Source organism: Leifsonia sp. NPDC056824, assembly GCF_042789575.1.
Lineage (GTDB): Bacteria > Actinomycetota > Actinomycetes > Actinomycetales > Microbacteriaceae > Leifsonia.
The window spans coordinates 661,573-687,571 of sequence record NZ_JBHUAV010000001.1 but is presented as its reverse complement, the minus strand read 5'-3'; the positions used below and the strand labels follow the sequence as shown (position 1 = coordinate 687,571).

Below are 25,999 nucleotides of genomic sequence, written 5' to 3'. Positions count from 1 at the left end.
CAGCGGGGCTTCGTCGTTCACGCATAGTTCGTCACGCGTTCTGGCTAACAGCCGTTACACTTCCAGGTGACTCCTTCGGAAGGAACCCCGTGAACTCGCTCGCGTTGTTCGTCGCCGTCTTCCTGGCGTGCCTGGTCGAAGCCGTGGAGGCGACCACGATCGTGCTAGCCGCCGGTGCCACCCGCAACTGGCGTTCCGCCCTGACCGGGACGGTGGTCGGCGTCCTCGTGCTCGCCGTCATCGTCGCCGTGGTCGGCCCGGCGGTCACGCTCATCCCGCTCGGCGTCCTCCGGCTCGTCGTCGGCGGCCTGCTCCTCGTCTTCGGCCTGCAGTGGGTCCGCAAGGCCGTGCTGCGCGCAAGCGGCTACAAGGCCCTGCACGACGAGACGCTCATCTACCAGCGGGAGGTCGAGGAAGCCCGTACCGCCCGAAAGGACAGCCGCTTTGGCGTGAGCGACTGGTATGCCTTCACGCTGTCGTTCAAGGCGGTGCTGCTGGAGGGGCTGGAGGTCGTCTTCATCGTCCTCACCTTCGGCGCGAACCAGCAGCAGATCGGGCTGGCCTCCCTCGCAGCGGCCGCCGCCATCGTCGTGGTCGTCCTGATCGGTGTCGCGGTGCGGGCGCCGCTGTCGCGCGTCCCCGAAAACACCCTGAAGTTCGTCGTCGGCGTGATGCTGACCTCCTTCGGCGTGTTCTGGGGCGCGGAGGGCGCAGGAGCGGTCTGGCCGGGCGCCGACCTGGCGCTGCTGGTGCTGATCCCGGCCGTCGCGGTCTACGCCTTGCTGCTCGTCGCCGTGCTGCGTCGCCGCAGGGCCGCCGGATCGCGGGAGGCCTCAGCCGCTCCCGTGCCGGTGCTCGTGACCGCGAGCGTCGACGCCCACGGGCACGAGACGGAGGCGGCCGGCGCGGCTCCCGCACCGGCCAGTCCGTCGCGGCGTCAGAGCGCCGTCGTGCGCGGACTGCGCTCGTTCGGGATGTTCTGGTGGGACTTCATCGTCGGCGACGACTGGCAAATCGCCGCGGGCGCGGCTGTCGGACTCGCGATCACGTTCGCGGTCAGCGGCTGGGTGGGCGCCTGGGTGGTCATGCCGCTCGCGGTGCTGATCCTCATCCCGTACGGCATCCGGCGCGCGCTGCGCTGAGGGGTCAGTGCCCCTCCGGCTCCTCCGCGTACACGCGTGCGGCGTACTCCTCCAGCGCCGCGGCGCAGGACGCGACGGCCTCCTCCGCCTCTGCGCCCTTCGGCGCTCCGAAACGGTCGCGCGTCCGCACCTTCTCCAGCCAGTTGACGAGCTTGGTGTGGTCGACCTCGTTCTCCTCCAGCTCGGCGTAGCTGAAGTGCGACTCCGTGTACTCCTTCTCGAGCTCGCGGAGGAAGCCCTGGCAGCGGTCGATGATCTCCTCGTACTCGTCGGTGCGGGCGTCCTGGAACGCCGCGACGATGCCGGCCCCGCCCGCGAGGACCTCCGAGCGCAGCAGCGCGGCCGTGCCGCCGAGCTCCAGGATCTCGTGCCGCAGCTTGCGCAGCGCCCGCTCGCTCGCGACGTCGTCGGGGAGGGCGGCGACCGAGTTCTGGAGGTAGATCGCGCCGAGCGCCTTCAGCCGCCGCCACACCGTGGCCCGCAGTCGGGTGGGCTCGGACGGCACCCGGTAGACGAGCACGATCCAGCCGGTGGCGGTGGGTTCGGCGGACTCGGCGTCGTCGGTCATCCACCAATCCTAGGAGCCGACCGCCCGCTACTCCTCGATGACGACCGCTCGCAACGGCGCCCCGTCGCCGCCCGCGATCGGCAGCGGCAGTCCGACGAACCGCGGCGCGGGTGCAGTCACCCGCTCGAGCCCGGTCAGGTTCTCGATGATGAGCCCGCCAGCGCCGAGGAACACGTCGTGGAACGCCAGGGCCGGCGCCGGGTCGTCGGCCACGGTCTCGTCCGGGTTGAGCGCGTCGACGCCGACCACGGTCACGCCGGCGTCGAGCAGTGCGGAGGCGATCCCGGCGTCGAGGAACGGATGGTCGAGGTAGGACGGCGCATCGAACTGCGCCGACCAGCCGGTGCGGAAGAGGACGATCGTCCCCGGCTCGAGTTCGCGGAGCGCCTCGCGCACGTCGTCGACGCCGATCCGGGTGTGCGGCGGGAGGGCGCTCACGTCGATCACGCGCGCCCGTCCGATCAGCCGGCCGAGGTCGACGGCGTCGATGGTCGCGCCGCCCTCGACCGTGTGGGAGGGTGCGTCGATGTGGGTACCGGTGTGGCTGCCGAGCTCCAGGCTCAGCACGCTCACCCCGGCCTCCGCGATCGTCACCGCCGGCTCCACGCGCACGGACGGGTCGCCGGGGAAGACGGTCATCCCGGTATGGATGGGATGGCTCAGGTCGATCACCCGCATCAGTCACTCCTCCCGCGGCGACAAGTGCTCGTGCACGCAGATCCATGCGCCGTCGCGGCGCTGCATGACGATGGTCTCGCGCTCCCGTACGGTCGCGCGACCGTCGCCGTCGGCGAGTTCGGTCTCCACATCGTGCGTGAAGATGGCGACGTCGTCGCCGGCGAATTGCACCCGCCGCCCCGTCGAGCGGCAGGCCAGCACCCGGAAGCCGTCGCGCTCCCAGCCGTCCCACGCCGCCTCGTAGTCGGCGCGCGACTCCAGCCGGACGGGGTGGGTGTGCAGGACGAAGCTGGCGTCGTCGGCGAACCCGGCGAAGTAGGCGTCGCGGCGGTGGCTGCCGAAGTCGTCGACGATCCGGTCGACCGCGGCGAGGACCTCCTGCTCGCTCATGCGCCGGCCTCCTGCTCGAAGGTGTGCCCGTCCAGTGGCCGGCTCTTCGCGCGGCGCGCGTGCGCACGGGCCGCCGCCGACCGCTCGTCCAGGTGGATGGGCGGCACGACCGCGTCTGCCGCACGCACTCCGCGAGGACCCTCCGGGCCGAACACGTACCGCGGCTCCGGGAAGATCGCGAGCAGCGCCCCGTACAGGACGCCGGCCACGACCACGCTCGACAGCAGGCTCAGGTCGATGCCGCCGGCCAGGCCGCTGAACGGCCCGACGATGATCGGCGGGTAGTCGGCGAACAGCAGGCCGACGACGGCGGCGACGATCCACGCCGTCATCCCGCGCCAGTTCACGCCGGCCGCGAACCAGTAGCGGCCGCCGGTCTCGCCGCGGTTGAACACCTGGAGGTCGGACGGGTCGTAGAAGCCGCGCCGCACGACGTAGCCGATGGTCATGATGACCATCCACGGGGTCGTCGTCACGACGATGGCGCCGACGAACGCGTTCACCGTGCCGAGTAGGTCGAACACGAGCCGGCCGACCAGGATGAAGAGGAACGCGATGGTGCCGATGAAGACCGTCGCCTGCACCCGGCTGAACCGCGGGACGACGGACGAGAAGTCCAGGCCGGTGCCGTAGAGGGAGGTCGTGCCGGTCGACAGGCCGCCGATGAACGCCACCACGAGCAGCAGCAGCGCGTACCAGAGCGGCGAGACGTGGATGAGCGAGACCACGTAGTCCGCCTTGCCGACCACGAGGGTGGCGGTGGCGACGCCGAACAGCAGCGGGATGAGCCCGAGGCCCTGGCCGAGGATGGTCGCGCCGATCAGCTTGCGCGGCTTGGTCGCCCGCGGGATGTAGCGCGACCAGTCGCCGAGGAAGGCGCCGAACGAGATCGGGTTGGCCATGACGATGAGCGCGGCGGCGATGAAGGTCGGCCAGAACGCGCCCCCGATCGCCAGCGCTTCGGTGCCGGGGTCGTAGCCCGCGTCGAACACTCCGGAGTAGGCGACCACGGCGAGCAGGATCAGCGCGGTGTTCGCGAAGACCGCGACTTTGTTGACCAGGAGCATGAACTGGTAGCCGTAGATCACCACGACGATCACGATCAGGCCGATGATCGCGTAGATGCCGAGCCGCAGCCCGATCGAGTCGGGCACCCCGGCGAGCCGGGTCAGCGCGCCGACGATCGCGTCGCCGGAGACCCACACCGAGATCGAGTAGAACGCGATCGCGGTCAGCAGCGACAGGAACGAGCCGACGATCCGGCCGCGCACGCCGAACAGCGCGCCGGAGGACACGGCATTGTTCGTCCCGGTCTTCGGCCCGAACAGCGCCATCGGCGCCAGGAACGCGATGCCGACGGCGACGCCGAGCACGGTCGCGGCCACGGCCTGCCAGAAGGACAGCCCGAGCGCGATGGGGAAGGTGCCGAGCAGGATGGTGGCGAACGTGTTCACGCCGCCGAACTGGATGCGGGCCAGGTCGAGCCAGTTCGAGGTGCGGTCGGCGTCCGGGATGGTGTCGATCCCGTGGGCCTCCACCTCGGTAATCTTGGGGCGGGGGTTCAGTGCAGCGGTGACGTCGTCGTCGGACATTGCGGGTTCCCTTCGGACGGATGGGGCGTTATCGGGATGGGCGTTATCGGGTGGGGGAGGGTGACGCTTCGCCGGCCGGCTCGTCCTCGGGCGCGTCGGAGACCGAGACCGGCTCCGGCGTTCCCTTCTGCCGGGCGTCCCACACCGCCATGACGGCGGCTGGGGTGCGCGGGCTGAGCAGGCTGGCGACGATGTAGGCGGCGAGGCTCGCGCCGAGCCCGACGTAGATCGGCTCGTTGGCGAGCACGTCGCCGAGCGCGGCCATCGTGCCGAGGGTCGCGACCGTGCCGGCGCCCATCGCCCAGAGCGCGCCCGTCCCGGTGGCGCGCCGCCAGAGGAAGCCGCCGAGGATGGGGACGAGCAGGCCGCCGACGAGGATGTCGTACGCGACGGTGAGCGCGCTGACCACGTCGTTGAGCAGCGCGGCGATGATGACGACGACGAGGCCGAGGGCGGCGACCCACCAGCGGTTCGCGCGGACGTCGTGCTCCGGGTTCCCCTCGGGCGCGGCCGGGCGGCGGCCGGTGAGGCGGCGCAGCAGGGGCATGACGTCCGTGCGGGCGACGGTCGCGGCGGCGAGCAGCGCGCCGGAGGCCGTGGACATCATGGCGGCGACCGCAGCGGCGAGGACGAGACCGGCGACACCGACCGGCAGGATGGCCTCCGCGACGGCCGCGTACACGTCATTCCTATTCGCCAGCTCGGGCAGGAACGCAGCGGCCGCGGTGCCGATCAGCGCGCCGGCGACGCCGTAGAGGAGGCAGTAGATCGCGGCGGCGGTCCCGCCCCACTTGGCGACGCGCGGGGTGCGGGCGGTGAAGACGCGCTGCCAGATGTCCTGGCCGATCAGCATCCCGAAGGAGTACACGACGAAGAACGTCACGATGGTGCCCGTGCCGATCGCGCCGAGGTCGAAGTGGGAGGTGCCGAGCCGCTTGACGATCCCGTCGTAGCCGCCGGCGTGGATCCAGGCGAACGGCAGCATCAGGAAGAACACGCCGATGGTCTTCAGGACGAACTGCACCATGTCGGTGATCGTGATCGACCACATCCCGCCGATCGCCGAGTACAGCAGCACAATGGCGCCGCCGATGATGACAGAGACGGTCTGGTCGGTGCCGAACAGGACGTTGAAGATCGTCGCGTACGCGATGGTCGAGGTGACCGACAGCATCAGCGTGTACGCGAGCATGACGATGCCGGAGGCGCTGGTCGCGTCGACCCCGTAGCGCAGGTGCAGCATCTGAGCGACGGTGTAGACCTTCAGCTTCTGGATGCGTCCGGCGAACAGCAGGCTGAGCAGCAGCAGGCCGACCGCGATGGCCACCACCAGCCACATCCCGGAGATGCCGAACTTGTAGCCGAGCCCGACGCCGCCGACCGTGGAGGCGCCGCCGAGGACGACGGCGGCCATCGTGCCGGTGTAGAGCGTCGGGCCGAGGCGGCGCCCGGCGACGAGGAAGTCGGCGGAGTTCTTCACCCGGGTGCGACCCCAGAAGCCGAAGCCGAGCATGGCGGCGAGGTAGATGACGATGATGGCGATGTCCATAGGGCGCTCCTTCGCGTCGGGTGGGCAGTACAGGTCTCAGAGGTGGGTGGCGTCGAACATGCGCAGCACGGCGGGCAGCACGAGCACGACGGGGCCGGACCGCGTGAAGCTGTCCGCGACGGCCGCGCCGACGGTGTCCAGGTCGACCCGCTCGGCGGTGATGCCGAACGAGCGGGCGAGCGCGACGAAGTCCGGGCGCGCCAGCTCGGTGGCGGTGGCCTCCCCGAACGCGCCGGTCATGTACTCGCGGAGGATGCCGTAGCCGCCGTCGTCGACGATCAGCCAGGTGACGTCCGCGTCGTGCTGCCGGGCGGCGGCGAGCTCGGCGATCGAGTAGAGCGCGCCGCCGTCGCCGCTGACGGCGAGGGTGCGACGCGTGGTGCCTGCCGCGGCGGCGAGGGCGGCGGGGAAGGCGAACCCGAGGCCGCCTGAGCCCTGGGAGGAGTGGAACCCGCCGGTCTGCGGGTCCCACGCGGACCAGGCCCAGTAGCCGGCGATGGTCATGTCCCAGAACGTGTGCGCGTCGGCGGGGACGGCCGCCCGGAGGTCGGCCAGCAGCTTCTGCTCGGCTCCGCGGTCCTGCGCCGCCAGCCGGGCCTCCACCTGGGCGCGGAGCTCGGCGGCGACCTGCGCGCCCGGCCGCCCGACCACGCCGGCCGGGTCGTGCCCGGCGAGGGCGTCCGCGAGCGCGTCGAGGGCGAGCCCGGCGTCGGCGGGGATGCCGAAGCCCGGGTGGTTCGAGCCGAGCACGCGCGGCTCGGCGTCGACCTGGATCAGCCGGCCGCGCGGGGCGAACGTGAAGTAGTTGCTGGTGACCTCCCCGATGGCCGTGCCCACGGCGAGGAGCACGTCGGCGTCCTCAAGCAGCTCGGTCGTGTGGCGGTCCTCGATCCAGGAGGCCGCCGACAGCGGGTGGGAGAACGGGATCGCGCCCTTGCCGCCGACAGTGGAGACGACCGGCGCGTCGAGCGCCTCGGCGAGCCGGCGCAGCGCGTCCGGGCCGCCGGGGGAGCGGCGGACGCCGCCACCGGCGAGGATGACCGGGCGACGCGCGGCGGCGAGCAGGGCGGCGGCCTCGGCCACCGCCTCCGGGCGCGGGCCGCGGGAGGCGGGCGCGACGGCAGGAGCCGCCACGACCGGCGGAGTGTCGGCGGCACCGAGGAGGACGTCCTCCGGCACCTCCACCCAGGTCGGCCCGGCCGGCGCGGTCTGCGCGAGCGCCCAGGCGTCGGTCAAAGCGGCGGGGAGCTGGGCGGCCTCCCGGACCACGGCCGTCGACTTGGTCACGTTGCGCGCGCTCGCCTGCTGGTCGTCGAGCTGGTGCAGCAGCCCGTTGCGGGTGCCGCCGAGGCCGCGCCGTGGGACCTGGCTGGCCACGACCACGATCGGGACGCCGGTCGCGTACGCCTCCTGCAGCGCGCCGAGGGAGGTCAGCGCCCCCGGCCCGGTGGACAGGAACAGCACGGCGACCTCGCCGGTCACCCGCGCGAAGCCGTCCGCGCCGAAGGCCGAGTTGTTCTCCACGCGCGAGCTGACGAACGTCAGCGGGCTGCGGCGGAGGGCATCGAAGAGCCCGAGGGCGTGCTGCCCGGGGATGCCGAACACATGCATCGCGCCCAGCGCCGTCAGGGTCTCGACGACCACGTCGCCTCCGGTGCGGGCGCTCACGATGTGGCGTCCTGCTGCTGCTCGCTGTTCTGGTCGCTGTTCTGGTCTCTGTGCCGCAGCGCGAGCAGCGACACCAGGTCGTACGCGAGGTGGGAGGCCGCGACACCGGTGAGCTCGGCGTGGTCGTAGGCCGGGGCGACCTCCACGACGTCCGCGCCGATCAGGTTGAGGCCGACGAAGCCGCGGACGATCTCCAGCAGCTCGCGGCTGGTGACGCCGCCGGCCTCCGGGGTGCCGGTGCCCGGCGCGTGCGCGGGGTCGAGCACGTCGATGTCGATGGAGAGGTAGAGCGGGCGGTCGCCGATGCGGTCGCGGAGCTTCGCCACGACCTCGTCCACGCCCTGCCGGTAGACGTCGGCGCTCGTGACGATGCCGAAACCGAAGCGGTGGTCGTCGTCGAGGTCCTTCTTGCCGTAGAGCGGGCCGCGGGTGCCGACGTGGCTGAGCGCCTCGGTGTCGAGGATGCCCTCCTCGACCGCACGGCGGAACGGCGTGCCGTGCGTGAACTCGGCGCCGAAGTAGGTGTCCCAGGTGTCCAGGTGCGCATCGAAGTGCAGGAGGGCGACCGGGCCGTGGCGCTCGGCCGCGGCGCGCAGCAGCGGGAGGGAGATGGTGTGGTCGCCGCCGAGCGTGACCAGGCGCGTCCCGTCGGCGGTGAGGTCGTAGGCCGCCGACTGGATGGTCTCGATCGCCTCTGCGATGTCGAACGGGTTGACGGCGATGTCGCCCGCGTCGGCGACCTGCGTCAGCTCGAACGGCGAGACGTCGAGCGCCGGGTTGTACGGGCGGAGTAGTCGGGAGGCCTCCCGGATGTGGTTCGGCCCGAAGCGCGCGCCGGGCCGGTACGAGACGCCGGTGTCGAACGGGACGCCCGCCACGACGATGTCCGCGCGGCCCACCTGGTCGAGCCGGGGCAGCCGGGCGAAGCCGTCGCGGCCGGCGTAGCGGGGTGTGCGCGACGAGTCGATGGGGCCGACGTTCTGCGGCATGCAACCTCCTTGGTGCTTTTCGGTGCCGTGCTGTGCGGTGCTGAGCTTTGGTGCGTGTTGCCTGTTACGGAACCTTTGTTGCATGAGAGGCTACAACGCGATCCCGCCGACGTCAACGCGCTCACCCGATTCGGCGGTGGAGGTCGGCCGACCGGTTACCGTTGTCCCATGCGCCCGATGCCCCTCGAACCCGCCGACCGCCGCGTGGCCATCGGCCCGCGGCTGCGCGCGGCGCGCCGGGCGCAACAGCTCACGATCGACGAGGTCGCGCAGATCACCGGCCTGACCAAGGGCTTCCTCTCCCGGGTCGAACGCGACATGACCTCCCCGAGCGTCTCATCGCTGATCAGCCTCTGCGACGTCCTCTCCATCCCGGTCGGCTCGCTGTTCGAGGAGCCCGATGTCCAGCTCGTCCCCGCCGGCACCGGCGCCAAAGTCAATCTCGGCGGCGTCGACACGGAGGAGCGCCTGCTCTCGCCGCGCACGGAGTCGCGCGTGCAAGTCATCCGCTCGGTCATCAGGACCGGCGGCCACGGCGGCGAGGAGCTCTACGCGGTGGCCGCGGACGTCGATGTGCTGCACGTCCTCCGCGGCGAGATCGAGGTGCGCTTCTCCGACAGGGAATGGCAGCTCGGCCCCGGCGACAGCCTGACCTTCAGCGGCCACGAGCCGCACAGCTGGCGCGTGCTCACCGACGACGGCGCCGAGGTGCTCTGGGTCCTCGTCCCGGCGCTCTGGAGCGCCTGACCGCCGTGTCCCCGTACCGGAACCGCGTCACCCCCACCGGCGAGATCGTCGCGATCCCGCTCCGGGGAGCGTGGACGGGCAACCGCGGCCGCCTTCACGAGGGCGAGGAGGTCGTCCGCTTCCACGGCGGGAATCTCTGGATCACCTGCGCCCTGGAGTTCCGCGACCGGCACCACGAGCTGTGGCGGCCGGGGCGGTACACGTTCCTGTTCTTCCACGATGAGGCGGTCTCCTTCGCTGCGGGGCACCGGCCGTGCGCGGAGTGCCGCTGGGCCGCGTACAAGCAGTACCAGGCGGCCTGGGCGGCGGAGGCGGGGACGGCGCTGCCGTCTGCGGGGGAGATGAACCGCGCGCTGCACGCCGAACGCCTCTACCCGCGCACCCACCGGCGGCGCCTCCACGAGGTGGCCTGGTCGTCGCTGCCGGGCGGCGCCTTCGCGGTGGTGGAGGGTCGGCCCGCGCTGGTGCTGGGCGACCACCTCAGCGTGTGGGGGAGCGCAGGGTACGGGGCGCGGCTGGTGCGGCCGCGGCGCGGGACGGCGACGGTGCTGACGCCGCCGTCGACGCTCGCGGTGCTGCGGGCTGGGTATCCGGTGCAGGTGGACGACGGGGCGCGCTAGCTGCCGATGCTGAGCCAGGCGTCCTCGTCGCGGGCCACCGAGTCGTGCGTGGTCGCGTCCGCGTCCTTCATCGCCGTGAGCTGCCGCTCGATGTCCGCCCGGGTCATGCCGGCCGAGAGCTGACGTTCGAGGTCGGAGTCCGCCGACCCCGACTGGTCGTGGAGGGCGCCCGTCGCGATCAGCTCCTCGGTCGCCGCCGCGCGGGCCTGCATCTGCGCGATCTTGTCCTTCGCCCGGTTGAGGCTGGCGCCCGCGTCGTTCATCTGCGTGCTGATGCCCGCCGCGACCTCGTTGGCGCGCGCCTGCGCCTGCGAGGCGGTGTAGGTCGCCTTCATCGTCTCCTTCTCGACGCGGAAGCTCTCGATCCGCTCCGCGAGGCGACGCTCGTTGTCCTCGAGCTGCGACTGCTGCTTCTGCAGGGCGGCGTGCTGGTCGCGCAGCGTCGTCACCCGGTTCTCGAGCAGCGCTCGGCGCTCAAGAGCGGTGCGGGCGAGGTCCTCGCGCCCCTGGTTCAGGGCCTCCTGGGCGTGCTGGGTGAGCCGCTGATAGCGCGCGCCCAGCTCCTGGCCCTGCAACTCGATGCGCTTGCGTGCCGTCGCCACCTCGGCGAGGCCCCGGCGCACCTCCTGGAGCATCCGGACCTGCTGGTCGTAGCTGTCGTCGAGGGCCTCGCGCGGGTCCTCCATTCGGTCGAGCGCGCGCGAGGTCTTGATGCGGAAGATGTTGCGCATGCGCGCGGTGTTGTCGCTCATGATTCGTTCCCCCTGGTGAGATGGGTGGTGTTCTGACGGCGCGGCTCCCGAGCCGCGTCGAACGAGTGCAGGGTGTGGAGCTCCTGCACTCCGGCGTGGAGGGCCGCGACCTCGCGGTCGACGTCCGCCTGGAGTGCGGCGAGCGTGTCGTCGCTCGGCCCGGCGAGCGCGGAGGTCACGGCCGACCGCAGACTGCGGACGAGGCCCTCGAGCTGCTCGACGCGGTCGCGGACGATGGGGACCTCCGTCGCGAGGACCGTCGGATCGGCCTCGCTCTGGAGCAGCCGGAGCTGGGTCTCGACGGTCGCGCCCTCCGCTTGGATCCTCCGGAACAGCCGAGCGACCTCCCCGTGCGGGCCGGCACCGTGCTGCGCGACCTCGACGGCCGCCCTGCCGCTCTCGAGACTGTCGGCGAGCCGGAGCCGCAGCTTCAGCACCTGGTGCTGCGGGCCGCGGGTCACGGCGACGCGCGTCCGGAGCGCGACGCCCCTGACGGTGCGATTGCGCCGGATGCTGCGGTAGAGCGCCCGAATGATGAGCACGCCGGTCACGATGCCCGCCGCAGCGATCAGCAGGAAGCCGAGGAGGATGCCGGCGATCACTCCCATGACGGTCGCCACCCTCTCGGCGCTCCCGGGCGGGGATGGGGTCGGAGACTGTTCGTCGTGTTCACATCCATCTGTCCGCCTTCGTCGGTGGGTCGTGGTTCCAAACGCGATGTATCGCGTTTGCGACACGCTACGCCGATTGCGGCGGAAGTGCATCCAGTGAAGATTCAGGTTTCGCGGAAGTTGCCTCAGGTCGCCGAACGGGGCAATAGAAATGTCCAGATGATGCGTGGGAACGCATATTCTCTGCCGGAAGCCGGGCCAATAGGGTCCTGATTATGTCCGCTCTTCCCCCGTCGTTCCCCCTCCCTCCCGTTCCGGAGAGCCAGCGCGACGACGCCGTCGCCGCGTGGAGCGAGCCGGTCGCACTCCGCACCTACGAGCCGGGCGAACCCGGTCGCCTCCCGGCCTTCCTGGAGTCCCGCGTGTATCAGGGCTCGTCCGGCCGGGTGTACCCGCTGCCGTTCGTGGAGTCGGTCAGCCACGACGCGACGGAGCGCAGCTGGCAGGCGGTGCACCTCGAGAACGAGTACCTGCGCCTGGTGATCCTGCCGGAGCTGGGCGGCCGCGTCCACATCGCCGTGGACAAGACGACGGGTCAGGACTTCTTCTACCGCAACGACGTCATCAAGCCCGCACTGGTCGGCCTGGCCGGCCCGTGGATCTCCGGCGGCATCGAGTTCAACTGGCCGCAGCACCACCGCCCTGCCACCTTCCTCCCGATGGACTGGACGATCGAACGGGAGGCGGACGGCTCCGCGACCGTGTGGTGCTCCGACCACGACCCGTTCTCGCGCATGAAGGGCATGCACGGCATCCGGGTCCGGCCGGGCAGCGCGGTGCTGGAGGCGCGGGTGCGGCTGTTCAACCGCACCGAGACCACCCAGACGTTCCTCTGGTGGGCGAACGTCGCCGTGCGGGTGCACGACGAGTACCAGTCGTTCTTCCCGACCGACGTGCACATCGTCGCCGATCACGCCAAGCGGGCCGCGACCGCGTTCCCCGCGGCCGACCGGCCGTACTACGGGATCGACTACGCGGCGCGCGCCGACCGGGACGACCCGGAGTACGTCGCCGACGACGCCGACCGCATCGACTGGTACCGCAACATCCCAGTGCCCACCTCCTACATGTGCGTCGCGAGCGAGGACGACTTCTTCGGCGGCTACGACCACTCCACCGCTCTCGGCTTCGCCCACGTCGCGGACCACCACATCGCTCCCGGCAAGAAGCAGTGGACGTGGGGGAACGCGCCGTTCGGCTGGGCCTGGGACGCGAACCTCGGCGACGACGGCAGCGCCTACGTCGAGCTGATGGCCGGCGTCTACACCGACAATCAGCCCGACTTCTCGTATCTCGCGCCCGGCGAGACGAAGACCTTCAGCCAGTACTGGTTCCCGTACCACGGCATCGGCCCGCTCACGCAAGCGTCGACCGAGCTCGCGCTGAGCCTGGTGGTCGCGGGCGACGGGGCGGAGCGGACGGCGAGCATCGGGCTCGCGGCCACCCGGGTGTTCGCGGAGGTCGGCCTCCGGCTGCTCGACGCGAAGGGCGCGACCGTCTGGTCGGAGCGCGTCGCGGCCGCGCCGGGACAGCCGGTGCAGGCGACGGTGCCGGTCACCGCCGACGGAGACCTCGACCTCGTGGCCGAGGTCGACGGCGTCGAGCGGCTGCGCGCCACGACGCGCTACCGGGACGCCGCGGCCGACGGCTTCGAGACCGCGACCGAGCCGCCCGCCCCCGCGGAGATCGACTCGATCGACGAGCTCTACCTCACCGGCGTGCACCTCGCGCAGTACCGGCACGCGACGCGCTCGCCGGAGCCGTACTGGCAGGAGGCGCTGCGCCGCGACCCGGGAGACTCGCGCTCCAACATCGCCGTGGCGTCCGCCCGCCTCGCCGCCGGCCGCCTGGCCGAGGCGGAGGCACACCTGCGCTCGGCGCTCCACCGGCAGACCCGCAGGAACCCGAACCCCGCCGATGGCGAGGCGTCGTACCTCCTCGGTGTGGTGCTGGCCGAGACCGGCAGAGACCGGGAGGCCGACGACGCGTTCGCGAAGGCGGCCTGGACGTACGCCTGGCGTGCGGCCTCGGCCGTCGCCCGGGCGCGCATCGCGGCGCGGGCCGGCCGCTGGGAGGACGCCCTCGGCCACGCCGAGCAGGCCGCGCGTCTCGACCCGGACCAGCTCCAGGCGGCCGCCGTGCGCGTGATCGCGCTGCGTGCTCTGGGCCGGGCGTCGGAGGCGAGTCAAGCGCTCGCGGCCGCGCGCGCCCTCGACCCGCTCGACGCCTGGCTGAACGACCTCACCGGCGCACGCCCCGACACCGACGCCGGGACGCTGCGCGACCTCGCGGCGGAGTACCGCTCGCTCGGCCTGTCCGCCGACGCGCTCCGCGTCCTCGACGCGGCGGCCGAGGCGGCCGTGAGCCGGCCCGTCCCCGGCGCCGGCGACCCGCTCGCCCTTGTCCACTACGCCCGCGCCGAGCTGCTCGACGGGCTCGCGCGGCCGGAGGAGGCCGCTGCCGCCCTCCAGGCTGCCCGCGAGGTCTCCGCCGATCGCTGTTTCGCCGGCGGCCGGGACGACGCCCTCCTGCTCGAACGGCGCATCGAGCGCACCGGCGACGGCCGGGCGCACGCGCTCCTCGGCCACTGGCTGTACTTCCACCGTCGCTACGAGGAGGCGATCGCGCACCTGGAGAGCGCCGTCGAGCAGGACGCGGGCGACGCGGTGTCGCTGCGCGGCCTCGGCCTCGCCGCCTACAACGTGCAGGGCCGGCCCGACGAGGCCGTCCGCCGCTACCGGCAGGCGGTGCAGGCCGCGCCCGGCGACGCCAAACTGCGCTACGAGGCCGACCAGCTCGCGCGCCGCGTCGGCGCGTCTCCGCAGGACCGGCTCGACGCACTGGCCGACGCGGCCGACCTCATCGCCGAGCGCGACGACCTGGCGCTCGCGTACGCCGAGCTGCTCGTGCTCGTCGGCCGGCACGACGAGGCGGCCGCGCTGCTCTCGGCGCGGCGCTTCAGCCCCTGGGAGGGCGGCGAAGGCGAGACCATCCGGGTGTGGACGCTGGCCCAGCGCGCGGTCGCGGGCGAGGCGCTCGCGCTTGGCGACCCCGGCCGCGCGGTCGCGGCGCTGGCGACGGCGGTCGACGTCCCCGAGCATCTCGGCGAGGCGCCGCACCCGCTGGCCAACCGGTCCGACCTCCTGCTGGCGTTCGGCGACGCGCGTCACGCCGCAGGGCTGACCTCCGCGGCCGAGGAGGCCTGGCGGGCGGCGGCGAGCAGCGCGGGCGACTTCACCACGATGTCGGCCGTGCCGTACTCCCCGATGACGTACTACTCGGTGCTCGCCGCACGGCGCCTCGGCGACCTCGACAGGGCGGCCCGGCTCACGGCGGAGTTCGCGAACTACGTGGAGGTCGCCCGCCGGCAGCACGCCACGATCGACTACTTCGCGACCTCCCTGCCGACGATGCTGATCTTCACGGAGGACGTCGAGCAGACCCACCGGGAGCTGGTCGCGGTCATGGACGCCGAGCTCGCCCTCCTCGACGGCGACGCCGCCCGCGCCGGCGCGATCCTGACCGGGCTCGCCGAGCGCGACCCGGCGGCGCCGCTCGTGCGGGAGCTGCTCGCGGAGGCGGAGAACGCGTACGTCAGCTGACCGCGAGCGGACGACCGGGCGACCGGGATCAGCCCTTGTGCTGCTCCCGGTACTCCCGCGCCGTCATGCCGTGCACCTTCTTGAACTGCCGGGCGAAATAGAACGAGTCGGGGTAGCCGACCTCCGCCGCGATGGCCGCCACGGTCGCGGACGTGGTGTCGAGCAGCTCGCGGGCACGCGACATCCGCAGCATGGTCTGGTACTGCAGCACCGGGTAGCCGACGTGCCGCTTGAACAGGGCGCTGAAGTGCGAGGTGCTGAGGGAGGCCATCGACGCGAGCTCGGGAACGGTCACCCGGTCGGCGATATGCGCCCGGAGGTACTCGGTGGCGTGGTCGATCACGTCGCCCGCCTCGTCCGTGCGCGACCGCTCGGAGGCGAGCAGCGTGAGAGCGTGCCAGGCGGCGCCGGCGGCCGCGTTGAGGCTCGTCGTGGTGCTGTCCCGCTCCGTCCAGGCCAGCACCTCCGACATGAGCGAGACGACCGGATAGAGGTCCCTGGGCCGGCGGACGGGGTTCTCCACGGTCATGCCGGCGGCTGCCAGGAAAGTCTCCACATCGGGTCCGGCGGCGTGGAACCACCACAGCGTCCACGGATTGTCCACGTCGGCGCCGTACGCGTGCGGGTGCCGAGGCGGGATCACGACGACCTGACCCTGGTGCACGGGGAATCGTCCAGCTTCGGTCTCGCACCAGCCCGATCCGTCGACGCAGGCGATCACGATGGCCTGCGCGATCGGCGTGGTCCGGCGGCGACCGTGGGAGTCCGCTTTCGGGAAATACCCGCTGTCCGTCACGACGAGTCGCGTCGTTCCCGGCTGCTGGAGGAACTCGCGGACGCGCGGACGGGGGAGGACCAGCATGCGCTGGCCGGGGAATCCGTCGGGGATGAGCACCGCATGATTCTGCGCCACAGTCGTCGAAATGTCCAGATACGTCGCCGGATTCTGCTACGGCGCCAGCGCGGACGGACCTACCGTTGATGTCGTCGGACGTAGGATTCTCCTTCAGCCGACCCCCTCGCGATCACCCCCACGAAATGGAGTCGAAGATGACCCGAAAGAACACCCGATGGCTGATGGCGCTCGGCAGCGCCGTCGCCGCGACGGCGCTGCTCGCGGGCTGCGTCTCCACGTCGGGCCAAGCGCAGCAGGCCAAGAGCGGGCCGGACGCCTCCGGACCCCTGATCCTGCAGTCCCGCTTCACCGACGCGGAGAAGGGCGGCCTCGACAAGCTGGTGAAGGACTTCAACGCCAAGGGCGAAGGCCAGGTCAAGATCAACACCATCCCGACCACGACCTTCAACCAGCAGCTCCCGTCCTACCTCACCGCCAAGAACCCGCCGGACGTCTACACCTGGTACGCCGGTCAGGCCACGCGCGATTTCGCCAACCAGAACCTCCTGCTCGACCTGTCGAGCGTGTGGAAGGACCACGGCAGCGACTTCCCGACCTCGCTCAAGAGCCTCAGCCAGGACTCCTCCGGCAAGCAGGTCTTCGTCCCGACCGGCTACTACTGGTGGGGCGTCTACTACTTCAAGAGCGACTTCCAGAAGCTCGGCATCACCCCGCCGAAGACCTGGGACGAGTTCCTCGCGGACTCGGCGAAGATCAAGGGCCAGGGCGTGACGCCGATCACAGCGGGGCTCAGCGACAACGCGTGGCTCGCCTCGGCGTGGTTCGACTACCTGGACCTGCGCATCAACGGCGCGGACTTCCACCTGAAGCTGCTCTCGGGCAAGGAGAAGTACGACAGCCCGCAGGTGCGCAAGGTGATGGCCGCGTTCAAGCAGGTGCTCCCGTACTTCGACCCCGCGGTGCTCGGCACCACGCAGAACCAGGCGATGAGCGACTTCTCGCAGGGCAAGGTCGCAATGTACCTGCTCGGCGCGTGGGCGCAGCCGTCGGTCCCCGCCGACAAGCAGAGCGACCTCGGGTTCTTCCAGTTCCCGACGGTCGACCCCTCGGTGCCGGTCGCCGAGGAGGGCCCGACCGACGGGTTCATCGCCAGCGTGAAGACGAACAAGCCGAACCTGACGAAGAAGTTCCTCGACTACGTCGCCAGCCCGCAGGCCCAGTCCGACCTCGCTGCGAGCCAGCAGGGCACCTACCTGCCGGCGAACACCAAGGCGTCGCTGAACCTCGACGCGCTCTCCAAGCAGGGCAAGGACATGCTGCAGTCCGCCAAGCAGGTCACGCAGTTCTACAACAGGGACGCGGGTGACGCCCAGCAGACGCCGGCCGACACCGCGCTGACCAGCTTCATCGCCCACCCGGAGAACCTGGACCAGATCCTGAAGGACTGGGACGCGGCGTCCGCCAAGATCCGGGCGACTTCGTGACCTCTCTCACCTCAGTTCGCGGTCGGCGGCGGATCAGCATTCCGCCGCCGATCGTGTTCGCCCTCGTCCTCGTCCCGTTCCTGGTGGAGGCGGTCGGAGTCTTCTGGCCGGCCTTCCAGGGGATCAGCCTCTCGTTCCTGCACTGGAACGGCATCGGTCCGGCCACCCCGGTCGGCATGCAGAACTACGTCGACCTGTTCTCCGACCCGATCTTCCTCACCGCGCTCAAGAACACCGCGATCTGGATCGTGCTGTTCGGCGGCATCTCCTTCGCCGCCGGTCTCGGCGTCGCGCTGCTGTTCCAGTCGGAGCGCCGCGGCGTCGGCATCTACCGCACGGCGCTCTTCCTCCCGATCGTCTTCTCGCTGGTCGTCACCGCGCTGATCTGGGGAGCGTTCTTCCAGCCGAACGGCGTCCTGAACAACGTCCTCGACGCGGTCGGGCTGCACAGCTGGACGCACGTCTGGCTCGGCGACTCGAGCACGGCCCTCTACGCGGCGATCGTCGCCGCCCTGTGGCGCGAGATCGGCTACGTCATGGTGCTGTTCATCGCCGGACTCAAGGCGATCGACCCCGCGGTCCAGGAGGCCGCCCGCGTCGACGGCGCCACCGCCTGGCAGCGCTTCTGGCACGTCACCATGCCGCAGCTCCGCAGCGTCAACCTCGTGGTGCTGTCCGTGCTCATCATCGACTCGCTGCGCTCCTTCGACATCGTCTGGGCCATGACCAGAGGCGGCCCGTACCACTCCACAGAGTTGCTCAGCACGTACATGTTCTCGACGGCGTTCGGCTCGCACGCCCTGGGCTACGCCTCCGCCATCGCGGTCGTCATCTTCGTCCTCGCGATCGCCGTCATCGTGTCCTATCTCGTCCGCGCACTGTCCGAGGAGAAGGAAGCATGACCGCGACCGCCGCCCAGACCCACACCACCGCCGCCCGGCCCGTGACCACGGTCCGCCGGCGCAGCCGCCGCAAGACCGCCGCGACCGTCGGCTTCCACACCAGCGGCATCCTGATCTCGCTGGCGTGGTTCGCGCCGATCCTCGTCGTGCTCATCACGTCGTTCCGCACGTTCGACGACATCTCCGCCAACGGCATCGCCGGCCTCCCGCACAGCTTCACGCTCAGCACCTACGTGCAGGCGTGGAACCAGGGCGGACTCTTCCAGGCCCTGGTCAACAGCATGATCGTGACCATCCCGACCGTGATCCTCACCCTGCTGTTCTCGGCCGCGGCCGCGTTCGGGCTCAGCCGGTACCGGGTGCCGTTCCGCCGGACGATCCTGCTGATGATGCTCGCGGGCAACCTCCTGCCGGTCCAGATGCTGCTCATTCCGGTGGCGCGGCTGACCCAGCAGCTCAACGTCTACGACACCCTCGGCGCGCTGGTCGCGGTGCAGGTCGCCTTCGGCATCGGCTTCTACACCTTCGTGCTCTACGGCTTCATGCGCACCATCCCGCACGAGCTGCAGGAGGCCGCGACCCTCGACGGCGCGAGCGCGACCCGGATCTTCCTGCAGGTGATCCTGCCGCTGACCCGTCCGGCGCTCGCCGCCCTCGGCGCGCTGTCGTTCACCTGGGTCTTCAACGACCTGCTGTGGTCGATCACACTGCTGCAGACCTCCGAGAAGCTCCCGATCACCGCTGCGGTGCTCTCGCTGCAGGGCGAGTACGTCTCCAGCTGGTCGGTCATCGCGGCGGCGACCGTCGTCGCCGCCGTCCCCTCCACGATCGTCTTCCTGCTCTTCCAGCGCAGCTTCATCGGGGGCCTCGCCCTCGGATCGGTTAAATAGAACACATGCACGTCGACACGGACCTCGTTCACCTGCGGGCGGGAGGGACGAGCGTCGTCGTCCTCCTCGATGACAGCCGCCTGCCGCGCATCCTGCACTGGGGAGAGGACCTCGGCGAGCTCCGCGCCTCGGAGCTGGACGCGATCGCGCGCACGGCCCGGCCCGCGGTCGGCGACAGCGTCGTCACCTATCCGCAGCCGGTCCCGGTGCTCGCGCAGCTTCCGGAGGGCTGGCTGGGCCGGCCCGGGCTGGTCGGCGACTCCGCGGGACGGCGCTGGGCTCCGCGTTTCGTGGTCACGGCGGCGGAGGTCGTCCGCTCGGCCGAGGCCGTGTCGCTGAGTGTCGACGCGACGGACGCCGAGTACGGGCTGTCGCTCTCCCTCGACATCGAAGTGCTGGAGGCGAGCGGTCTCGTGCGCCAGCGGGCGCGCCTCCGCAACGACGAGGCCGACGCCTTCCGGGTGGATGGCCTCGAACTCGCCCTGCCGGTTCCGGCGGAGGCGGACGAGGTGCTCGACCTCACCGGCCGGTGGGCGCTGGAGCGCGTGCCGCAGCGCCGCGCCTTCGACGTCGGGGAGTGGGTGCGCACCTCCCGCGGCGGCAAGCCCGGACTGGAGCACACCCTCCTGCTCGCGGCGGGCGAGCGCGGCTTCGGCTTCCGCTCGGGGCGCGTCTGGGCGACGCACCTGGGCTGGAGCGGCAACCAGACACTCGCTGCCGAACGGACTCCCGCGAACACCCGCCGGCTCTCGGCTGTGGAAGGCCTCGCGGCCGCCGAAGTGGAGCTCGCCCAAGGCGACGAGTACGTCACGCCGTGGCAGTACGGCTCGTGGGGCGACGGACTCGACGCGCTCGCCGCGCGCTTCCACCAGCACCTGCGCGCGTCGGCCGCGCACCCTGCGTCGCCGCGGCCGGTGCTCGTCAACACCTGGGAGGCCGTCTACTTCGACCACGACCCCGCCGCGCTCACCCGGTTCGCCGAGGAGGCCGCCGCCATCGGCGCCGAGCGCTTCGTGATCGACGACGGCTGGTTCACCGGCCGCCGCGACGACACCACCTCGCTCGGCGACTGGGACGTCGACCCCGAGCGCTGGCCGGACGGGCTCGGCCCGATCGCCGACCGGGTGCGCGAGCTGGGGATGGACTTCGGCCTCTGGTTCGAGCCGGAGATGATCAACCTGGACTCGCGCCTCGCGGCCGAGCATCCCGAGTGGGTCTTCGACGCCGGTCACGGCCCCGGCCTCCCGTCGCGCCAACAGCACGTCCTCGACCTCGGGCATCCCGAGGCGTACGCGTACGTGCTGGAGAAGATGAGCGGCCTCATCTCCGAGCTCGGCATCGCCTACGTGAAGTGGGACCACAACCGTTACCTGCTCGACGCCGGCCACACTCCGACCGGGAGGCCGGGGCTGCGCGAGCAGACGCTCGCCGCGTACCGGCTGATGGACGAGCTGCACTCCCGTCATCCGGGCCTCGAGATCGAGTCGTGCGCGAGCGGCGGCGGCCGGATCGACCTGGGCGTCCTCGAGCGCACACAGCGCGTCTGGCCGAGTGACTGCAACGACCCGCACGAGCGGATGGAGATCCAGCGCTGGACCGGGCTGCTCGTCCCGCCGGAGCTGCAGGGCACCCATATCGGCGCGGAGGAGTCGCACACGACGCACCGCAGCCACCCGCTGTCGTACCGCGGCGAGAAGGCACTCTGGGGCCACCTCGGCGTCGAGATCGACCTCCTCTCGACCTCGGAGGACACGAAGCGGGCGCTGGCGGACTGGATCGCGTTCCACAAGGCGCACCGCGCCTTGCTGCACTCGGGCGTCGTGGTGCACGCCGACCTGTCCGAGGCCGCAGCGCGGCTGGAGGGCGTCGTCGCCCCGGACGGGTCGGAAGCGCTCTACGCGTACTCGCTGACCGAGCGCCCGAGCACCTGGCCGGTCGGCCGTGCCGGACTCCCCGGTCTGGACGATTCGCTGACGTACGACGTGCGCGCGGTGTACCCCGCCGGGGAGCGCCCGGGCGGCGACCAGCCGCCGTGGCTGGCGGATGGAGCCGTGCTCAGCGGGCGCGTGCTGCGGCTGGTGGGCGTCGAGCTGCCGTCGCTCGACCCCGACCGTTCCGTCCTGCTGCACGTCCGCGCGGTCTGACAGGCGGGACTGACAGCAAAGAGGGGGCGTGCCGCCGGCACGCCCCCTCTCCTTTGTCAGGCGATCAACTGCAGCTGATCAGCGGCGCCGCCCAGTCGGCGCGGTCGTTGTACCCGCCGTCGCCGGCGTCCCCGACGTGGAGCACCAGCTCCCGAGCACCGGTGAGGTTCACGTCGAAGGCGACCGCGTGGCCGCGCGTGACGACCCCGCTGTCCCAGACGGTCTTCCCGTCGGCGACCAGCGAGAACGTCGCCGTGCCGCCTCCCGGGCCGACGTTGTTCACCACGTCGTCGATCCCGACCGTGCCGCTCAGCTTCGTGCAGACCCCGCCGACGTAATAGCGGATGTCGGACGGGCTGGCCACGCCGAGCCCGGTCGCGTACGTGGTGCCCGCGACGCGGATCGGGTTGCCACCGCCGACGCTCTGGTCGACCGCCGGCGTCATCCAGCCGCTGGTCGCCGACACCCATGGGTGGTGGGAGAGCGGCTGGTCGGCGCCGGACGGCGGTGCGGGTGCGACGGTCACGGTGGAGACCGGGGAGGCGACGGAGACCGCGCCCCGGATTCCGCTGAAGGAGATCGCCGCGCCGATCGAGGACGCACCGACCGGGGTGCCGGAGGGGACCGTCACCGTGAACCGGGCCGTCGCCGTCCCGCCCGGGACGATCACCTGCTGCTGTCCGCCGTCGGCCGAGCTCGTCCATCCCGCCGGCGTCGTGAGCGACACCGCCGCCGACTGGGCAGGAGTGGTGCCGTCGTTGCGGACGGCGACCGTCACCGCGAGCTTCGAGCCTGCCGCGGCGAGGAGGTCGCCCGTCGGCGTGATCGCCGTGCCGTTCACCGCGGTGAACGACGGAGCGTCGGCCAGGACGCGCGCGCTCTGCGGCTCGCCGGTGCCCTTCTTGACGATGAGCACGGACACGCCGTGCGCCGGGACGCTGGAGCGGATGCTGTCCTTCGCCTCGCTGAGCCCGTGGGTCCAGGCGTCCGTGATGGTCACGCGGGTCGCGTCGACGCCGACGGCCGAGGGGGTCGTCGCGATGTCCGCGGGGGTATCGCCCCGGTTGACCAGCGCGACGGCGGTCGACCCGTCGGCGAGCGGCTTGGTCCAGGTCTCGGTCGTGCCGGCCGCCCCGACGCGCACGGCCTGCTTGCCGAGCGGGTCGCGGTCGATGGCGAGGAGGTCGGGGTTGGTGAGCGTCGCGACGGTCGCCGGGGTGAACGTCCGCGGGTCGCTGCCGACGACGAGCGGAGCGGCCGACATCGACCACAGCGCCATCTGCGAGCGGAACTCCTCGTCGGTCATCCCGAGCTGCGGGCCCAGATAGTCCGGGTCGTTCCAGTGGCCGGGACCTGCGGCCTCCGGATGCCGCGCGTTCGCGTCGAAGTTGCGGAGCACGTCCGTGTACTTGATCGAGTTCACGAAGCCCACGTCGGTGTACGTGCGCCACGACTGCGCGATCGCCGGGGCGTAGCTCCAGGTGTTCGTCGACTGCTGCGACTGCGGGTAGTCGCCCCAGTCGGGCGAGGTCACCGGGTTGCAGATGTTGAGGATCATCGGGCGCCCGCTGCTGTTGTGCCGGATCGCGTCCGCGAACTGCGTGTAGACGGTCTTCGGGTCGAGGTTCGCCTTGATGCCGCAGAGGAAGTCGGCCTTCACCGCGTCGAAGCCCCACTTGGCGAACGTGTCGGCGTCGGTCTGGTAGTGGCCGTAGCTGCCGAGCCCGCAGGAGCCGGGGATGTACGGACCGGCGTCGGTGTAGATGCCCGCCTTGAGCCCTTTGGCGTGTATGGCGGCGGCGAGGGCGGCCATCCCCTGGGGGAAGCGCGCCGGGTCGCCCTGCAGCAGGCCGTCGGCGCCGCGCGGGGTGGAGGCCTGCCAGCCGCCGTCCAGCCACACGATGTCGTAGCCGGCCTTGGCGAGCCCGCTGGAGACCAGGTGGTCGGCGACGTCGAGCACCTGCGTCGCGGTGTAGTCGCCGCCGAGGCCGAAGTAGGTGTTCCAGCCGGCGTACGGGGTGGCGGCCAGCGGCGCGGTCGCCGGGGCGGCCGCGGGTGTTGTCGCGGCGGCCACGCGCGGTGCGGCGGCGGCCTTCGGTGCGGCGGCGGCCGGCAGCGCCGAGGCGGTCACCGCTGTGAGGCCGAGCAGCGCCGCGACGCCGAGCCCCAATAAGCGTTTGGTCAACATGAAAGCTCCAGACTTCTTCGTCAGTTCGTCGTCGCCCGGGCGAGCGCCGGGCACCCCCATGAGACCGCGCGGCGAGGGAGGCCGGAAGGCAGCGGACATCTGAATACCTGGACAAGTCGACGATCGGCGGTCGTGCAGGGTTGGGGAACATCCCCACCGGATATATAGTTAACGCATATAAATCATCAGCGCGCCGACGCGCTTACCGCTCCGGCACGCACCTCCTGCCGGGGCCGGCGACTCACGACACACGACACGAAACGCACGAAGGACTCTCTTGGCCCGCACCGGCATCTTCACCAAAGATCACCCGCACTATCGCTGGGTGGCGCTCTCCAACACCACGCTCGGCATGCTCATGGCGACGATCAACTCCTCGATCGTCATCATCTCGCTGCCCGCCATCTTCACCGGCGTCAAGCTGAACCCGCTGGAGCCGGGCAACGTCTCGTACCTGCTCTGGATGCTGATGGGCTACATGCTCGTCACCGCCGTCCTCGTCGTCATGTTCGGCCGGATGGGCGACCAGTACGGGCGGGTGCGCATCTACAACCTCGGCTTCGTGATCTTCACGGTCGCCGCGATCGCGCTCTGCCTCGACCCGTTCTCGGCCGGCCCCGGCGCCATGTGGCTGATCGCCTGGCGGTTCGTCCAGGGTGTCGGCGGCGCGATGCTGTTCGCCAACTCGACCGCCATCCTCACCGATGCGTTCCCGGCCAACAAGCGCGGCTTCGCGCTCGGCCTCAACCAGGTCGCCGCCATCGCCGGGTCCTTCATCGGCCTCATCCTCGGCGGCGTGCTCGCCGAGATCGACTGGCGCGCGGTCTTCTTCGTCTCGGTCCCGTTCGGGATCATCGGCACCATCTGGTCGTTCAAGTCGCTGCACGAGGTCGGCCAGAAGAACCCCGGCCGCATCGACTGGCTCGGCAACGTCACCTTCGCCTTCGGGCTGACCGCGCTGCTCGCCGGCATCACCTACGGCATCCAGCCCTACGGCGGCAGCTCGCAGGGCTGGGGCAACCCGTGGGTGCTCGGCTCGATCATCGGCGGCATCCTGCTGCTGATCGCGTTCGTGGTCGTCGAGCTCAAGGTGCCGTCGCCGATGTTCGACATGCGGCTCTTCAAGATCCGCGCGTTCTCGTCCGGCATCTTCTCCGGATTCCTCGCTGCGATCGGCCGAGGTGGCCTCCAGTTCATGCTCATCATCTGGCTGCAGGGGATCTGGCTGCCGCTGCACGGCTACAGCTACGAGTCCACGCCGCTCTGGGCGGGCATCTACATGCTGCCGATCACGATCGGCTTCCTCATCGCCGGCCCGATCTCCGGCGCGCTGTCCGACCGGTACGGCTCGCGGGCGTTCGCGACCGTCGGACTCGTGCTCGTGGCGCTCACCTTCATCGGCCTCCTGCTCATCCCGGTGAACTTCGAGTACTGGCAGTTCGCGGTGCTGACCGGCCTCAACGGGATCGGCTCCGGCCTGTTCTCGTCGCCCAACCGCACGGCGATCATGAACAGCGTGCCGCCGAACGAGCGCGGCGCGGCCTCCGGGATGGCGGGCGTCGCCCTCAACGCCGGAAGCTCCCTCTCCATCGGCATCTTCTTCTCGCTGATGATCGCGGGCCTGTCGGTCGCGCTCCCCACGGCGCTCACCACCGGGCTGACCTCGCACGGGGTGCCGCAGAACGTGGCGGCGCAGATCGGTGCGACGCCTCCGGTCGGCAGCCTGTTCGCGGCGTTCCTCGGCTACAACCCGATCGCGAGCCTGCTCGGGCCGTCCGGTCTGCTGCAGTCCCCGCACGTCGACGCGGCCACGCTGACGGGCAAGGAGTTCTTCCCGCAGCTCATCTCCGGGCCGTTCCACGACGGGCTCGTGGTGGTGTTCATCGCCGCCGCGGTGATGTCGATCATCGGCGCGATCGCCTCGTTCCTCGGCGGATCCAAGTATGTTCATGAGGAGGCCGTCGCGATCGCACGGCCGGTCGCTGTGGAAGGCGAGGAAGTCGGTGCAGGGCGAGCGTGAGAATTCCGGACGGCCGACGACCGGTGACGACGATGTCCCCGGCCGCCTGGCCCTGGCCGTCGGGCGGCTGAACCGCCGCATCCGCTCCGCCACGGGAGACCTCAGCCACGGCCAGCTCTCCGCGCTCTCCACGATCGTGCGCCGCGGGCCGCTGCGGCCGAGCGAGATCGCCGCGATCGAGCTCGTGGCCGCGCCGACGATCACGCGGGTGGTCTCCGACCTGGAGGCGCGCGGGCTCGTCGAGCGCACGCCGGACCCGGCCGACGGGCGGTCGTTCTTCGTGTCGGGCACGCAGGCCGGGAGCGACCTCCTGCTCGCCGCGCGCTCCGACCGCGCGCGGGCCGTCGCCGCCATCCTCGCCGAGCTCGACCCGGAGGACGTCGCCGCCCTCCGCGCCGCCCTGCCCGCTCTCGAACAGGCCGCCCAAACCCGCCCCACCTGACCCGAGACGTGGGGTGTGAGGGACAAAAACCCCACGTCGTACCCGCACGCACACAGCGGGATTTGGTAGGGGGGGGGGGCGGGGGGGGAGGGGGCGGGGTGGGCC

General features: G+C 71.3%; 21 protein-coding genes. 10 read left to right on the top strand and 11 right to left on the bottom strand.

All coding sequences use genetic code 11. The features are described from left to right. The first annotated feature begins 89 nt into the window (after window positions 1-89). Entirely contained in the window at window positions 90-1,142 is a 1,053-nt protein-coding gene (locus tag ACFRFH_RS03415) for a COG4280 domain-containing protein (protein ID WP_382461607.1), read from the top strand. Between the two features lie 4 nt (window positions 1,143-1,146). Here ACFRFH_RS03415 and ACFRFH_RS03410 read toward each other — a convergent pair whose 3' ends face one another. Genes ACFRFH_RS03410 through speB form a run of 7 tightly spaced genes read right to left on the bottom strand, consistent with a single transcriptional unit; the run spans window position 1,147 to window position 8,576 of the window. Continuing rightward, a complete protein-coding gene (locus ACFRFH_RS03410) occupies window positions 1,147-1,710 on the bottom strand; it encodes a Chromate resistance protein ChrB (RefSeq protein ID WP_382461606.1) in 564 nt (187 codons plus the stop codon). Window positions 1,711-1,737: 27 nt separating this feature from the next. Continuing rightward, window positions 1,738-2,388: a cyclase family protein gene (locus ACFRFH_RS03405; RefSeq protein WP_382461605.1), complete on the bottom strand. Its 651-nt coding sequence runs from the start codon at window positions 2,386-2,388 to the stop codon at window positions 1,738-1,740. Window positions 2,389-2,391: 3 nt separating this feature from the next. Beyond that, complete coding sequence (locus tag ACFRFH_RS03400) at window positions 2,392-2,778, bottom strand: nuclear transport factor 2 family protein (RefSeq protein WP_382461604.1); 387 nt, start codon at window positions 2,776-2,778, stop codon at window positions 2,392-2,394. Beyond that, window positions 2,775-4,370: a purine-cytosine permease family protein gene (locus ACFRFH_RS03395; RefSeq protein WP_382461603.1), complete on the bottom strand. Its 1,596-nt coding sequence runs from the start codon at window positions 4,368-4,370 to the stop codon at window positions 2,775-2,777. The genes ACFRFH_RS03400 and ACFRFH_RS03395 overlap by 4 nt, the downstream gene beginning before the upstream one ends. 43 nt (window positions 4,371-4,413) lie before the next feature. Further along, complete coding sequence (locus ACFRFH_RS03390; protein WP_382461602.1) at window positions 4,414-5,919, bottom strand: sodium:solute symporter; 1,506 nt, start codon at window positions 5,917-5,919, stop codon at window positions 4,414-4,416. A gap of 36 nt (window positions 5,920-5,955) precedes the next feature. Further along, window positions 5,956-7,587: a thiamine pyrophosphate-binding protein gene (locus tag ACFRFH_RS03385; RefSeq protein WP_382461601.1), complete on the bottom strand. Its 1,632-nt coding sequence runs from the start codon at window positions 7,585-7,587 to the stop codon at window positions 5,956-5,958. Then, window positions 7,584-8,576 carry an agmatinase gene (gene speB / locus ACFRFH_RS03380; protein WP_382461600.1) on the bottom strand — a complete coding sequence of 331 codons (993 nt, stop codon included), beginning with the start codon at window positions 8,574-8,576 and terminating at the stop codon, window positions 7,584-7,586. The genes ACFRFH_RS03385 and speB overlap by 4 nt, the downstream gene beginning before the upstream one ends. A gap of 168 nt (window positions 8,577-8,744) precedes the next feature. Here speB and ACFRFH_RS03375 point away from each other — a divergent pair, with 168 nt between their 5' ends. Both ACFRFH_RS03375 and ACFRFH_RS03370 read left to right on the top strand, forming a co-directional pair. Then, window positions 8,745-9,323, top strand: a complete 579-nt coding sequence (locus ACFRFH_RS03375; protein ID WP_382461599.1) for a helix-turn-helix domain-containing protein — start codon at window positions 8,745-8,747, stop codon at window positions 9,321-9,323. Between the two features lie 5 nt (window positions 9,324-9,328). After that, window positions 9,329-9,943: a hypothetical protein gene (locus ACFRFH_RS03370; RefSeq protein ID WP_382461598.1), complete on the top strand. Its 615-nt coding sequence runs from the start codon at window positions 9,329-9,331 to the stop codon at window positions 9,941-9,943. Here the strand turns inward: ACFRFH_RS03370 and ACFRFH_RS03365 are convergent. Both ACFRFH_RS03365 and ACFRFH_RS03360 read right to left on the bottom strand, forming a co-directional pair. Then, window positions 9,940-10,695, bottom strand: a complete 756-nt coding sequence (locus ACFRFH_RS03365) for a PspA/IM30 family protein (RefSeq protein WP_382461597.1) — start codon at window positions 10,693-10,695, stop codon at window positions 9,940-9,942. The genes ACFRFH_RS03370 and ACFRFH_RS03365 overlap by 4 nt on opposite strands. Then, the gene (locus ACFRFH_RS03360; protein ID WP_382461596.1) at window positions 10,692-11,303 is read right to left on the bottom strand and encodes a hypothetical protein; all 612 of its coding nucleotides are present in this window, start codon (window positions 11,301-11,303) and stop codon (window positions 10,692-10,694) included. Before ACFRFH_RS03360 ends, ACFRFH_RS03365 begins: the two co-directional genes overlap by 4 nt. A 278-nt stretch (window positions 11,304-11,581) precedes the next feature. Here ACFRFH_RS03360 and ACFRFH_RS03355 point away from each other — a divergent pair, with 278 nt between their 5' ends. Beyond that, on the top strand, window positions 11,582-14,968 hold the full coding sequence (locus ACFRFH_RS03355; RefSeq protein WP_382461595.1) for a DUF5107 domain-containing protein: 3,387 nt from the start codon (window positions 11,582-11,584) through the stop codon (window positions 14,966-14,968). Between the two features lie 28 nt (window positions 14,969-14,996). Here the strand turns inward: ACFRFH_RS03355 and ACFRFH_RS03350 are convergent, their stop codons facing one another. Next, a complete protein-coding gene (locus ACFRFH_RS03350; RefSeq protein WP_382461594.1) occupies window positions 14,997-15,863 on the bottom strand; it encodes an AraC family transcriptional regulator in 867 nt (288 codons plus the stop codon). 155 nt (window positions 15,864-16,018) lie between these two features. Between ACFRFH_RS03350 and ACFRFH_RS03345 the strand changes: the two genes are divergently transcribed. Genes ACFRFH_RS03345 through ACFRFH_RS03330 form a run of 4 tightly spaced genes read left to right on the top strand, consistent with a single transcriptional unit; the run spans window position 16,019 to window position 21,244 of the window. Beyond that, window positions 16,019-17,308, top strand: a complete 1,290-nt coding sequence (locus tag ACFRFH_RS03345) for an ABC transporter substrate-binding protein (RefSeq protein ID WP_382461593.1) — start codon at window positions 16,019-16,021, stop codon at window positions 17,306-17,308. A gap of 53 nt (window positions 17,309-17,361) precedes the next feature. Beyond that, on the top strand, window positions 17,362-18,210 hold the full coding sequence (locus tag ACFRFH_RS03340) for a carbohydrate ABC transporter permease (protein WP_382461592.1): 849 nt from the start codon (window positions 17,362-17,364) through the stop codon (window positions 18,208-18,210). Beyond that, window positions 18,207-19,100, top strand: a complete 894-nt coding sequence (locus ACFRFH_RS03335; RefSeq protein ID WP_382461591.1) for a carbohydrate ABC transporter permease — start codon at window positions 18,207-18,209, stop codon at window positions 19,098-19,100. The genes ACFRFH_RS03340 and ACFRFH_RS03335 overlap by 4 nt, the downstream gene beginning before the upstream one ends. Window positions 19,101-19,105: 5 nt before the next feature. Continuing rightward, complete coding sequence (locus ACFRFH_RS03330) at window positions 19,106-21,244, top strand: alpha-galactosidase (protein ID WP_382461590.1); 2,139 nt, start codon at window positions 19,106-19,108, stop codon at window positions 21,242-21,244. Window positions 21,245-21,308: 64 nt separating this feature from the next. Here ACFRFH_RS03330 and ACFRFH_RS03325 read toward each other — a convergent pair whose 3' ends face one another. Further along, window positions 21,309-23,432 (bottom strand): NPCBM/NEW2 domain-containing protein, encoded by a 2,124-nt coding sequence (locus ACFRFH_RS03325; RefSeq protein ID WP_382461589.1) that lies wholly within the window; start codon window positions 23,430-23,432, stop codon window positions 21,309-21,311. 277 nt (window positions 23,433-23,709) lie between these two features. Between ACFRFH_RS03325 and ACFRFH_RS03320 the strand changes: the two genes are divergently transcribed. Then, entirely contained in the window at window positions 23,710-25,452 is a 1,743-nt protein-coding gene (locus ACFRFH_RS03320) for an MFS transporter (protein ID WP_382461588.1), read from the top strand. Then, window positions 25,436-25,894 (top strand): MarR family winged helix-turn-helix transcriptional regulator, encoded by a 459-nt coding sequence (locus tag ACFRFH_RS03315; protein WP_382461587.1) that lies wholly within the window; start codon window positions 25,436-25,438, stop codon window positions 25,892-25,894. The genes ACFRFH_RS03320 and ACFRFH_RS03315 overlap by 17 nt, the downstream gene beginning before the upstream one ends. The last annotated feature ends 105 nt before the right edge of the window (window positions 25,895-25,999 follow it).

Bases quoted from the DNA above. Each gene is read 5' to 3' on its own strand.
- ACFRFH_RS03390 (WP_382461602.1), bottom strand. From the start codon at position 5,919: ATGGACATCGCCATCATCGTCATCTACCTCGCCGCCATGCTCGGCTTC.
- ACFRFH_RS03410 (WP_382461606.1), bottom strand. From the start codon at position 1,710: ATGACCGACGACGCCGAGTCCGCCGAACCCACCGCCACCGGCTGGATC.
- ACFRFH_RS03345 (WP_382461593.1), top strand. From the start codon at position 16,019: ATGACCCGAAAGAACACCCGATGGCTGATGGCGCTCGGCAGCGCCGTC.
- ACFRFH_RS03335 (WP_382461591.1), top strand. From the start codon at position 18,207: ATGACCGCGACCGCCGCCCAGACCCACACCACCGCCGCCCGGCCCGTG.
- ACFRFH_RS03330 (WP_382461590.1), top strand. From the start codon at position 19,106: ATGCACGTCGACACGGACCTCGTTCACCTGCGGGCGGGAGGGACGAGC.
- ACFRFH_RS03405 (WP_382461605.1), bottom strand. From the start codon at position 2,388: ATGCGGGTGATCGACCTGAGCCATCCCATCCATACCGGGATGACCGTC.
- ACFRFH_RS03400 (WP_382461604.1), bottom strand. From the start codon at position 2,778: ATGAGCGAGCAGGAGGTCCTCGCCGCGGTCGACCGGATCGTCGACGAC.
- ACFRFH_RS03360 (WP_382461596.1), bottom strand. From the start codon at position 11,303: ATGGGAGTGATCGCCGGCATCCTCCTCGGCTTCCTGCTGATCGCTGCG.
- speB (WP_382461600.1), bottom strand. From the start codon at position 8,576: ATGCCGCAGAACGTCGGCCCCATCGACTCGTCGCGCACACCCCGCTAC.
- ACFRFH_RS03395 (WP_382461603.1), bottom strand. From the start codon at position 4,370: ATGTCCGACGACGACGTCACCGCTGCACTGAACCCCCGCCCCAAGATT.
- ACFRFH_RS03365 (WP_382461597.1), bottom strand. From the start codon at position 10,695: ATGAGCGACAACACCGCGCGCATGCGCAACATCTTCCGCATCAAGACC.
- ACFRFH_RS03355 (WP_382461595.1), top strand. From the start codon at position 11,582: ATGTCCGCTCTTCCCCCGTCGTTCCCCCTCCCTCCCGTTCCGGAGAGC.
- ACFRFH_RS03375 (WP_382461599.1), top strand. From the start codon at position 8,745: ATGCGCCCGATGCCCCTCGAACCCGCCGACCGCCGCGTGGCCATCGGC.
- ACFRFH_RS03325 (WP_382461589.1), bottom strand. From the start codon at position 23,432: ATGTTGACCAAACGCTTATTGGGGCTCGGCGTCGCGGCGCTGCTCGGC.